General features: G+C 44.2%; 7 protein-coding genes. 6 read left to right on the forward strand and 1 reads right to left on the reverse strand.

Annotated elements, in window-relative coordinates; translation table 11 throughout:
- Positions 1-281: 281 nt before the first annotated feature.
- The 5 genes from HMPREF3208_RS06140 (at position 282) to HMPREF3208_RS06160 (ending at position 6,850) form a co-directional block, all read left to right on the forward strand.
- Positions 282-1,190: an ABC transporter substrate-binding protein gene (locus HMPREF3208_RS06140; RefSeq protein WP_016637011.1), complete on the forward strand. Its 909-nt coding sequence runs from the start codon at positions 282-284 to the stop codon at positions 1,188-1,190.
- Positions 1,191-1,345: 155 nt separating this feature from the next.
- A complete protein-coding gene (locus HMPREF3208_RS06145; protein ID WP_016637010.1) occupies positions 1,346-2,383 on the forward strand; it encodes an amino acid ABC transporter permease in 1,038 nt (345 codons plus the stop codon).
- Between the two features lie 59 nt (positions 2,384-2,442).
- Entirely contained in the window at positions 2,443-3,246 is an 804-nt protein-coding gene (locus HMPREF3208_RS06150) for an amino acid ABC transporter ATP-binding protein (RefSeq protein ID WP_016637009.1), read from the forward strand.
- Between the two features lie 198 nt (positions 3,247-3,444).
- On the forward strand, positions 3,445-5,352 hold the full coding sequence (gene glmS / locus HMPREF3208_RS06155) for a glutamine--fructose-6-phosphate transaminase (isomerizing) (RefSeq protein WP_064347796.1): 1,908 nt from the start codon (positions 3,445-3,447) through the stop codon (positions 5,350-5,352).
- 121 nt (positions 5,353-5,473) lie between these two features.
- A complete protein-coding gene (locus HMPREF3208_RS06160; RefSeq protein ID WP_419471014.1) occupies positions 5,474-6,850 on the forward strand; it encodes an ABC transporter substrate-binding protein in 1,377 nt (458 codons plus the stop codon).
- Positions 6,851-7,027: 177 nt separating this feature from the next.
- Here HMPREF3208_RS06160 and HMPREF3208_RS06165 read toward each other — a convergent pair whose 3' ends face one another.
- Entirely contained in the window at positions 7,028-7,867 is an 840-nt protein-coding gene (locus HMPREF3208_RS06165) for a type III pantothenate kinase (protein ID WP_064347801.1), read from the reverse strand.
- Positions 7,868-8,283: 416 nt separating this feature from the next.
- Between HMPREF3208_RS06165 and HMPREF3208_RS06170 the strand changes: the two genes are divergently transcribed.
- Positions 8,284-11,874, forward strand: a complete 3,591-nt coding sequence (locus tag HMPREF3208_RS06170) for a BspA family leucine-rich repeat surface protein (RefSeq protein ID WP_064347804.1) — start codon at positions 8,284-8,286, stop codon at positions 11,872-11,874.
- Positions 11,875-12,401 lie beyond the last annotated feature (527 nt).

The raw sequence follows: 12,401 nt of genomic DNA on the forward strand, positions 1-12,401 counted from the left end.
GTGCTTTAGAAACTAGGTTGTGACTGATGTGCACGACGACCTGCTTTCGCGCTGCGATTATTTACCCCGCGTTTGCGCGACACGCCGTATAATATTCAATATTACGCATAATATGCGTTAGGTTTTCGCAAAAAGCCAAGTATTTCACTAATAAACAGCATACTTATCTCTGTATATACATATCTTGTATAAATAATTGTGAGAATAGTAGGGTTATCGTGTATAGTTATACACATCAATGCAAATTATAGATTCTTAATACACATACGAGGAGAAGAACTATGTTGAAATCTATGAAGCCTATTGCTGCTCTTGCGTCTTTGGTATTGCTCGGCAGTATTGCTGCGTGTGGTCCAGCCGATTCCAAAGCAGCGGATCCAGATGTTGCTCGCAGCTACGACGTGAGCCAGGTTAAGAAGGATGATGCTGTTGCGGCATTGGTTCCGGCGGAAGTTGCGAAAACTGGTGAGCTTACGGTTGGTGTAAACGTAAGTTATGCTCCTGCTGAGTTCTTTGCTGCCGACGGCAAAACTCCTGTTGGTTACGAAATTGATTTCTCTAAAGCATTAGCAAAAGTTATGGGCTTAAATGCTAAGATTATGCATGCTCAATTTGATTCCATTATTCCTGCAATCGGCAGCAAGTATAACGTTGGTATTTCGGGCTTTACAGTAAATGCTGAGCGTATGAAGTCCGTTGATTTTGTAACTTATGCGAATGCTGGATTGTCATTTGAAGTGCGTAAGGGAAATCCTACTAAAGTTGATCCAAAGAACCTTTGCGGTAAGAAAGTGACTTTGGAAACTGGCACTGTTGGTGAACCGATTATGGAAGAAGCCAAGAAGCAGTGTGCTGCGAAGAAAGATAAGCCTCTCGAAATTATGAGTTTCAAGGAGCAGACTGACGCAACTACAGCTCTTCTTTCTGGTCGCGCTGACGTTATGTATGCGGATACTCCAGTAGCTGGTTATGCGGCTATTAAGAACGCTGGAAAACTTGAGATTCTTGCTAATAGCAAGGATGCTGAGCCAATGGGTGCAGCTGTGAAGAAGGGTGATGCTGCCATGCTTAAAGCGGTGAAAGCTGGCATTGATAAGCTTATGAAGTCCGGCATCTATAAGGATATTCTCAAGAAGTGGGGTGTTGAGGATGTTGCTATTGATAAAACTGTAGTAAATCCTAAGATGTGATTGAGTTACAATCTTAATAATTACATCAGGTTGTACCTGCTATCGTTAATCTGAGTCGTAATTTTGCGACTCAGATTATTTCGTTACTTTACTGGCATTGGTTACTTTACTGATACTAGCTACTTTACCGATACTGGTTATTTTACTAATAATTGATGAGCATGAAAAAGCGTACTGACAAGGGGAATACATTGAATTGTGCAAATAAGCAATCTTCTGCGACGAAAGATGATGCTGTTAACGCCGAGCACATTTTGCCGGTTAAAAAGCCGGGTCCTATTATCGCTGGCGTTATAGTGGCGGTGATCGCGTGTTCGCTTCTTTACAGTATTATTACTAATCCGCGATTTGAATGGCAAGTAGTAGGTGTGTACCTTATAAGCGACAACGTGCTTGCTGGTATAGGCTGGACCTTGCTTTTAACGGCGCTTGCTATGCTTATTGCAATTGTGCTTGCTGTTGGTTTAGCAATGATGCGAAAGTCAGTAAACCCTGTTCTTCGCGGTGTGAGCTGGTTCTTTATTTGGTTTTTCCGCGGCACGCCTGTGTATACGCAGCTTGTGTTTTGGGGCATGTTTGCCGTGCTTGTGCCACGGTTGGGCATTGGTATTCCATTTACTTCTGTAGAGTTTTGGTCTATTGATTCTAATGTAATTATGACTTCGCTTACGGCTGCTGTTGTAGGTTTGTCACTGAACGAAGCAGCGTACTTGTCGGAAATTGTGCGAGCTGGTTTGGAAGCTGTTGATGCTGGTCAGGTTGAGGCTGCTCAGGCGCTTGGCATGGGTAGGGCTTTAACGATGAGGCGAGTGATTCTTCCGCAAGCAATGCGCATTATTGTTCCGCCGCTTGGGAATGAGACTATTGGTATGTTGAAAACTACTTCTTTGGTTCTTGCAGTACCGTTTACGCTGGAGCTTCAGTTCGCTACGAATGCTATAGCTAACCGTATTTATAAGCCGATTCCGTTGCTTCTTGTGGCGAGTATTTGGTATTTGGTTATTACTTCTATTCTGATGGTGTTGCAATCTATGCTTGAAAAGCATTTTGGCAAGGGCTTTGAAGCGCGAGATATTGTGAAACATGCTCAATTAGATACCGATAAAGGTCAACGTGGCGACCAGTCTTTGCATGCTCAACAAAAGAATGTTAAAGGGCGTAACGATGCTACGATGCTCGGTTTTAATGCTTAATGAGTAATTGCATAAAGCGAAATACAGTAGCGAAATAAGAATGAGATTGGATTATAAAAATGACAGATACAGCAGCAAACGCTACAGCAGCAAACGTTCCGGCAGTCGTAATGAAGAACGTGCATAAATCATTTGGCAACTTGCAAGTATTAAACGGCATTAATATGACGGTAAACCCGGGTAGTGTAACAGTAATGTTGGGACCTTCCGGATCTGGAAAATCTACGCTTTTGCGCTTAATTAATCAGCTTGAAACGTTGACTTCGGGAAGTATTTGCATTTATGGCGAGCGTATTGGTGTAAAGCAAGTAACGCGTAAAGGAAAGCAATGTTTGCAAGCGCTTGACGATAAGGAAATTGCTCAACAGCGCGCAAAACTTGGTATGGTATTCCAGCGTTTTAACTTATTCCCTCACATGACGGCTTTGGAAAACGTTATGGAAGCGCCTGTGCATGTGTTGCATATGAATACTCAAGAAGCGCACGACTTAGCTGTTGAAGAGCTTAAACGCGTTGGTATGGCTGAGCGTATGAATCATTATCCGGCAGAGCTTTCAGGCGGTCAGCAGCAGCGCGTGGCTATTGCGCGCGCGCTTGCTATGAAGCCGGAGATTATGCTGTTTGATGAGCCTACTTCTGCGCTTGACCCGGAACTTGTTGGCGAAGTGTTAAACGTTATGCGCGATCTTGCAAAAGACGGAATGACGATGATTGTAGTAACGCACGAGATTGGTTTCGCTCGCGAAGTTGCGGATCAAGTCGTGTTCATGGATGGTGGTGTTATTGTCGAACAGGGCACTGCTGATATTATTACGAATCCACAAACTGAGCGTTTTCAAGATTTTCTGCAGCACGTTTTGTAAAACTTGCGTAGCACTAGACGTACGTATCGTTAGACGTAACTTGCGCAGCACTAGACGTAATTTGCGTATCGCTAGACGTAACGTATGTATCGCTAGACGTAACGTACGTATCGCTAGACGTAACTTGCATCACTTTTTTGCGTATTGTTATGTGTATCTCTGGCGTGCGCTCGCTTGTGTATCGTACAATAGAAGATTATGTGTGGCATTGTAGGATACGCAGGTTTTGGAAAAGTTTGCGCAAAACCTTTGGAAGTTTGTTTAGGTGGATTAGAGCGTTTAGAGTATCGCGGTTATGATTCTTCAGGTGTGGCGTTGGTTGCTCCTGGAATGGATCGCGTAGCTGTGCGTAAAAAGGCTGGACGTCTAGCTGTGTTACGAAGCGATATTAGTGCGCATCCTATGCCGGAAGCGAGTGCAGCTATTGGGCATACTCGCTGGGCTACTAACGGCGCTCCTTGCGACGTAAACGCGCATCCTCACACGAGTGCTGATAGCAACATTGCGCTTATTCACAACGGCATTATTGAAAATGCTGTGGTATTGAAAGAGCAACTTCACGAAGAAGGCTACGAGTTTTCTTCTCAAACTGACACTGAAGTTGCAGCGAAATTGCTTGGTAAAGTCGCGAACGAAATCGTAAGTGAAACTGGCAAACCGGACTTGTTTACGGCTCTTCGCCGCACTGCAAAAATGCTGAAGGGTGCTTTCACGCTCTTAGCTGTTGATATACGTCAACCGGGTATTGTGGCAGCTGTTCGCCATGATTCGCCATTGGTTGTTGGTCTTGGCGATGGCGAGTACTTCTTGGGTTCAGATGTTGCTGCTTTTGTAGCTTATACGGATCGCGTTTTGGAAGTCGGACAAGATCAGGCTGTTTGCATTGGCAATATTGACGGCGCTGGTAAAGCTGGCCTGCTGCTTACTGATTTTGACGGCAATATTGTTGAAAATCCTACGTGTTTTACAGTTGATTGGGATGCGTCTGCTGTTGAAAAAGGCGGTTGGGATTCCTTTATGGATAAGGAAATTCATGAGGATCCGCACGCTGTTGCCGACACTTTGCGCGGTCGTTTTGATGCTCAGGGGAATATTGTTCTTGACGAAGTGCATATTGGTCAGGATGTGTTGCGCGCGATTGACAAGATTATTGTAGTTGCTTGCGGTACGGCAAGTTACGCTGGTTTGGTTGCAAAATATGCGATTGAGCATTGGGTGCGTGTGCCGGTTGAGGTGGAACTTGCGCACGAGTTTCGCTACCGTGACCCTATTTTGACGCATCGCACGCTGGTAGTTGCTATTTCACAATCTGGCGAAACGATGGATACGCTTATGGCTTTGCGTCACGCGCGCGAGCAGGGAAGTCGCGTGCTTGCAATTTGCAATACGCAAGGTTCGAGTATTCCTCGCGAATCTGATGCTGTGCTTTACACGCACGCTGGCCCGGAAATTGCTGTTGCTTCTACGAAAGCTTTCGTAGCGCAGATTGTGGCAGCATACATGCTTGGTCTGTATTTGGCGCAAGTAAAAGGCACAATGTATCGCGACGAAATTCAGCAAATTGTTGCGCAACTTAAAACTATGCCAAGTAAAATCCAGCATGTGCTCGATACGCAATCTGACGCAATCATGAAAGCGGCTGAGCATACGCTGGAAGCTAAGTCTTTCTTATTCTTAGGTAGGCATGTTGGTTACCCGGTTGCTTTAGAGGGTGCTCTGAAGCTTAAGGAAATTGCGTACACGTTTACAGAAGGTTTTGCAGCGGGCGAGCTTAAGCACGGTCCGATTGCGCTGGTTGATGCCGGTGAGCCGGTGGTGGTAATCGTTCCTTCTTCTCGCGGGCGAGACGTTTTGCACTCAAAAGTAATCTCCGGTATTGAAGAAGTCAAAGCGCGTGGAGCATTTACTATAGCGGTTGCGGAAGAAGGGGATCCGGACGCGTCACGTTATGCGGATATTGTGTTCTGGAGACCTGAGTGCCCAACGCTTTTAAGCCCACTTGTTGACGTAGTTGCGTTGCAATTATTTGCTATGGATATGGCGAAATTGAAAGGCTACGATGTTGACAAGCCGCGAAATCTCGCCAAGTCTGTAACTGTTGAGTAACTTTTGAACAATCGTAAAGCAACTGTAGAGTAAACATAGATTACGCGAAGTACGGATGGCAAAGAGTATGTTTACGTCGGTAAGATTTTTACAACAACGCAAGCAGTGTAGATACTTGCTTATGTCATTACTTTGCATTGTTGTTTTGCTGTTAATTTCAGGCTGCTCTCATGCTGACGCTCGTACGAGCATTACCGTGTGGTCGTGGGAACCAAGCATGAAGCGGCTTGCGGCGGAATTTGAGCGGCTCAATCCAGATGTTCGTGTAGTAGTCAAAGATACGAGTGGTTACAATAATCTCAATAGGGCTATTCAAGACGGCTATGGTATGCCAGATGTTGCGCAACTTGAGTATTTTGCGCTTCCACAATACGCTGTTAGCGGTCAGTTGTTAGATATTACGGATCGCGTGCAAGGTACGCAAACGTTTTACACTCCTGGCACATGGTCGTCTGTGCAATTGGGCGGGCGCGTGTATGGGTTGCCTATGGATTCTGGACCAATGGCATGGTTTTATAACGATGATGTGTTTAAGCAGGCTGGTGTTGATGCAACGCAAATACACACTTGGGAAGATTACCGTCACGCCGCTCGAAAGCTGAAAGACATTGGCGTGTATATTGCTGCAGATTCGGGGGATGCGAGCTTTTATAATGCTATGATTTGGCTTGCTGGAGGTAAGCCTTTTATTACTTCGCACGACGGCAAAACGGTGACTGTTCGTTTAGACTACGATAAGGGAACTCAGGCGTTTACTAAGTTTTGGCAGTCTATGATTGACGAAGGCTTAATTGATACGCGCACTACTACGTGGACGCAGCGTTGGAAGAATGGTGTTGGAGCCGGCAAAATTGCTTCTGTATTTGCTGGAGCATGGATGCCGTCGCTGTTGCTTGAGAATGTGCCTGGTACAGCAGGGTTGTGGAAAGTTGCACAAGTTCCTACTTTGCACGGCGAGAAGCGCAATGCGGAAATGGGTGGTTCTGCGCTGTCGGTATTGCAGTCAAGCCGAAAGCCGGAAGCTGCATTGCGTTTCGTGAATTTTGTGTGTCATGACATGCAGGGTATTAATACGCGTGTAAGTGGGGGAGCGTTTCCTGCGGATGTTGTGACGCTTGGGGATGCAGCATTTTTGAATCGTACAACTATTCGTGATTCGCGCGGAATTGACATACCATATTTTGGTGGTCAAAAGTTTAATCGAGTATTTGCTGAGGCTGCAAACAATGTGGATACGGGGTACCGGTATTTGCCGTTTGAAGTGTATTCGCGCAGCGATTTTCGGGCAACTGTTGGTCAAGCATATGATTGGAGTCGTAAATCGCGCGCTCGTCTGAATGTTCAAGAAATGATTGATGCCGGAATTACGCAGGACGACGGAAGTCAACTGTGGCTTCCGGACGACCCTGGTCCTCGAATTTCCATAAGAAAAGGGCTTAAGTTGTGGAGCAAGGATTTGCAAGAATACGGCTACAATCAGGGCTTTATTATGAGGTAGCCGTCGGTATAAAACGTCAAATTTACGCAGTATAAAACGTCAAATTTACGCAGCTTGGGCGAGTAAATCTTGCAAAATGTACAGGTAGATTAGCACAAATTGAGTAAGCAACTAGCGAAAGTCAAGTAAGCAACTAGTGCAAACTGACTGAGTGACTAGCGTATATTAACTAAGTAACTAGCGCATATTGCGCCGGTAAATCGCAGCCATACCCTTAAAAATAAGATTCGGATCATAATAGTCAATACTTTGCACATCTTGCTCGAATAATCTACCTAAGCCGCCTGTAGCAATCACGGTAAAAGGCTCACCAATTTCAGTTTTGAACTGCTCAATCGTGCGCTCAATGCCGCCCAAAAAACTGTAGTACAGTCCAGCTTGCATGGCAGGACGCGTGGATTTCGCAAGAACCGACTTTGGTCGTGCAATCTCAACTTCTGGAAGCTGAGCTGTGTTATCCCACAAAGCTGCTGCTGCAGTACGAATACCTGTACAAATCAATCCACATGTAATAGATCCGCTTGCATCCACGTAATTGTAGGTAGTAGCGGTACCAAAATCAATCACCAATGCAGGTGCACCGTATTCGCTAAATGCACCAACGCAATCTGCAAGACAATCCGCACCAAGAGAGCGTGGTTCGTCGATGCGGATATTCATGCCAGTTTTAACTCCAGGACCTACAATCATCGGGTCGATTTGCAAGAATTTGATAATACTTGCACGGAACGAGTGCATTACTTTAGGTACTACGGAAGCAACAATCACATCTTCAACGTCGCTTACCTTGAATCCGCTTAAATGCAGAAATTGTGTAATCATAATGCCATATTCGTCGGAAGTGTGATTTGCTTTCGTTGTCATGCGGTATGTGCCGGCAATGTGGTACGTGTCGGAAGTGCTGTGGGTACCGGAAGTGCTGTATGTGTCAGAAGTGCTGTGGGTGCCGGAAGTGCTGTTGTGCTCCAAAAAGCCGAGCACAATATTCGTGTTGCCAATGTCTACTGCTAAAAGCATGAGTTTTCCCCCGTATGAGTGAGGCGTTGTGTTTTGTGGTTGCGTTGTTGTGCATTTGTAGTGTTGTGGTTGCGCGCTATTGTAACTGCGCACCAACGTGCTTTTCGCACGTCTGTAAGTATATGGTAATGCGTGACTTTATAAGCGTAAAGCATAAAGCGTAAAGCGTAAAGCGTAAAGCATAAAGCATAAAGCGTAAAGCATAAAGAATGTTATTGAAATGTGCCATTGGTAGCAGAGCACAAATCCGCATGAATTATGCATATTTACTGTTTCGAGTTATAGGAGTATACTATAAAAGGTATAGCGAACGCAAATAGTATGTTCACAGTAGAACTTCATCAGCGTACAAAATGAGAGATATGTGCCATTTTATGTGAGTTAACGACTATTGCGTATCACGAGGGTGAGGGAATATGAAGAAAAATATGAAGCATCGCGTGTTAGCAGTGTTGAGTGCTGTTTTGTGTGTGGTTGCTATGACACTGAGCGTGGCAGTACTGCCGGCGATGGCTTATGCCAACATAACGAGGAATCCACTGTTTGCTGCTGCCTTGGCTGCTGTTACTGAGAATGATAAGGGCAAAGACGCAAAAGAGAAGGGTAAAGAGGCTGGTAAAGAGGGGGAAAGTAACAGGGCAGCTAATGGGGAAGCTGGTAGTGAATCTAATGGTGTGGCGTCTGTAAGTAACGGCAATGATGGTGAAGATGCTGGTAGCGGTGCCGGGAATGGCGCAAAATCAGGCAATGATGCCGGCGATGAAAAGAAGCAATCTAATGTTCCTGCGAATGTTCCTGAGCATAAATCCAATAAAGAAAATGGCAAGCAAGTAGATAAGAACAAGAAAAATAACGAAGCTAAGAACAAAGACGCAAAAGAGAAGGCTAAAAAAGAAAAAGCCAAAAAGAAAAAACAAGATCGTGATGCGGGTAATAGTGAGAAATTAACCCTAGACCAAGTTAAAGCACTTCCTGCTTGCGTGGCTGAAATTAACGATGATAATAATAAAGTTACGATTACGTCTCAATCAGGGACAGGGAACTGTGCTATCAGTGCCAATGAGAAGAGTGACGCATTTGATGCTATTCGTGAAAAAATTAAGAATCTCCCTGCTGATGGTAGTGAAATCGATTTTGTAGACGGTGTTAAAGCGTATGGCTACGGTAGTTTGTCAAAAGATAAGGAAGGTCTTTTTTCGGGGGCAAACGTTTCTTACATTGGTAATGGCAAAAACTTTGATGTAAGTAATGTTACAGATATGTCGTATCTGTTTAAGGATTCCTCACTGGGTGTTGATTTCTTTTATGTTAATTTTTATGATCCAACGAGTTTAATTGGTTGGGATGTGAGCAAGGTTACGAATATGGAGAGCATGTTCGAGGGGTGCGCGCGTCTACAAAATCCTAAAGGTATGAGAGATTGGAATGTTAGCAATGTTAAGAACATGAAAAACATGTTCGAGGGGTGCACTGGTTTAGAAAATCTTAGCGGTTTGGAAGGTTGGGATGTGAGCAAGGTTAAGAATATGGAGGGCATGTTCGCGTCTGTTATTAGGAACCAAAATCAACATGATGCTTTGGATATAAACGGGTATGCAGGTGAGATGGCGATTGCTTCGGTTGAACCTTTAAATAAGTGGAATGTTGACAATGTTACGAACATGAACAGAATGTTTGAGGGTTGCACAAGCATAACAGATTTTACTGCTTTGGAAGGTTGGGATACGAAAAACGTTGAGGAAATGATCGGTATGTTCGAATACTGCAAGAGTATGAGTTCGCTTGTATTTTTGGAAAATTGGAATGTAAGTAACGTTAAAGACATGATGGTAATGTTTGCGCTGTGCTACAAGATTAAAAATACTAAGGGCCTAGAAAATTGGAATGTAAGTAACGTTAAAAAAATGGATGGCATGTTTGCATATTGCTCTAAGCTCAATAGTATCAGTGGATTATCTAATTGGAATAAAACAGGTAAGAGCAGTACAGACCAATTAGCTAGCACGTTTAGAATGTTCTATGGCTGCAGTTTTCTTACTAGTCTTCAACCTTTGAGCGGTTGGAATGTTGGCAGTGTTACGGACATGAGCAGCATGTTCAACGGTTGTAATGGCTTAACCAGTCTTCAACCTTTGAGCGGTTGGAATGTTGGCAGTGTTACGGACATGAGCAGCATGTTTGACGGTTGTGGCAGTCTTACTAGTCTTGAACCTTTGGAAAAGTGGAATGTTGACAATGTTACGAAAATGAGTAGCATGTTCAGCAGTTGTAATAGCTTAACCAGTCTTCAACCTTTGAGCGGTTGGAATGTTGGCAGTGTTACGGACATGAGCAGCATGTTCAACGGTTGTAATGGCTTAACCAGTCTTCAACCTTTGAGCGGTTGGAATGTTGGCAGTGTTACGAAAATGAGTAGCATGTTCAGCGGTTGTCATAGCTTGAGTAATCTTAAAGGTCTAGAAAAGTGGAATGTTGGCAGTGTTGAGAACATGGGCAGCATGTTCTCCGATTGCTACTTTGAGCATACAAACAAAAAAGGTGATGTAGTAAAAATAACAGGATTGACTGATATAAGTGCATTGAGTGGCTGGAATGTTGGCAGTGTAACGAATATGTTTAACATGTTCAGTGGTTGTACTCGCTTGGGTAATCTTAAAGGTCTAGAAGGGTGGAATGTTAGCAATGTTACGAATATGTCTAGCATGTTTTCTGATTGCAAAAAACTTACCGGCGCTGTGGATTTAAGCAAGTGGGATATTTCAAAAGTTACGGATTTTACTTTGATGTTTTCCAATGCAGGAGCAGAAAGCGGCGACAGTCTTATATTAGATTTCAGCAATAAGAACTTTACAAAACCTACTAATTCTAAGTCTACTACTGTTTCTGTTGATGGTATGTTTGGTGGTTTTAAAGGCACGTTGATTGCGAATGGATGGGAGTCTCAAGGTTTTGATGATCATCCTGATGATGATCCTATCAAAAGTAATTTTGCTACGGGTGGAATATTCTCCCTCGATGAGAATTATCACAGCAATAATATAGTCGTAACTAATAATGTTACGATTTTAGATACAATTTCAAACGATGATGATTTTAAAAATATTGCATACTACATTCCTGTTAAAGCCAAGCTAATGGAGCCTGGCGATATAAAAAATGACAATATGACATGTGATTGCAATATAGACTCGGGTGGTACTACTTATACGTACTATGTTCATGCACTGTATAATTCGAGTAATTTAGAGAAGAAACAGAATGAAAAATCGCAGGATTATGCGTACAGAGTTGTAAAAAAGAGTTTCGCTTCAAAGTTTAGAAGTGCTATAGATTCTCAATCGGGCGAAGTTACTGGTGGTGAGGAATCTGGTGGAAAAGAAAATTCTAGTTCTAGCTTGCGTAGTGCAAAGTTGAAATCGCGTGTAAAGGAATTGCGATCCGCAAGAGAATCGCGATCTGTAAGAGATGACGGTGATGGAGAAGAAAGTTCTGAACCTGAACCTGAACCTGAAGAACAGGGCAGTACTTATAAAATCTTGTTTAAGAAGTCAAGCGGAAATACTTGCACCTGGACAGAACTTGGCGAAGGTGAAAAGGGTGCTGCGCCTGATAATCCAATGTCTCCTGTAACGTTCTTCACTACGATGTACTATTTGGAGACCTTTGTTAAGCCAGTGCCTTTGCCGCATACTGGCGGCCAGTCGGCTGTTATGTTTACGTTCTTGTCTATTGGACTGTTCTCAATGTTCGCGGTTGCTGGGGCGTTCGGTCGTCATGGCTGGGTTGCATCTGTGCTCTCGGGCACTGCTTTGACTGGGTTTGTGGAGGCTTTTGGCGGCGGCGCGCTCGATATTGCGGCTGGCTTTAAGCACTGCTTCGCGCACTCTGTTGCGCACTCTGTTGTAAGTGGCTCTATGCTTAAACCTGTTGTAAGTGCGGCAACCGGCTTCTTTGCTCGGTTCCGAACTGACGATTCCACCTTCGGCAAGCACACTAAACAGCGCTAACGTTTATTCGTTACTAACACAGTACGGTTTCTGCGTGCGTAAGTCCACATTTGCGCGCATATTACCATTTTTTCGTTGCTAACGCAGTACGGTTTCTGCGTGCGTAACGCTCGTTGCTACCTTTTCGTTCTTCGTGCAGTATGGTTTCTGCGTGCATAACGTATAATTGCGTTTTTTCGTTACTGGTGCAGATGAGCGACTGCGTTAGTAACGGAAACTATCGCCTCCGCTCCGCCCTGCTTTCGCGCGCGCAATGTTGCGCTCAAGCAGGGCGTCGCGTACGCGAAACACTAGCGGTTTTTAGTAGTGAGAGATAGGAATTGCTTGTCGAGCAATATAAAAGCGGAGCGATAGTAGTAGTCTTGTTGATGAATAACTATTTCCGCAAAAAAGTAAGCAAAAAACTAAACTTAACTACCTGTCCACTAGTCCAAATGAGGTATAGGAGCGTAGCGCTGCGAGACAAGTAATTCCTATCTCTCACAGCCACATAACCCTGCCCTGCCTTCGTCAATCGAGACGAAGGC

The organism is Gardnerella vaginalis (assembly GCF_001546485.1).
Taxonomy (GTDB): Bacteria; Actinomycetota; Actinomycetes; order Actinomycetales; family Bifidobacteriaceae; genus Bifidobacterium; species Bifidobacterium vaginale_D.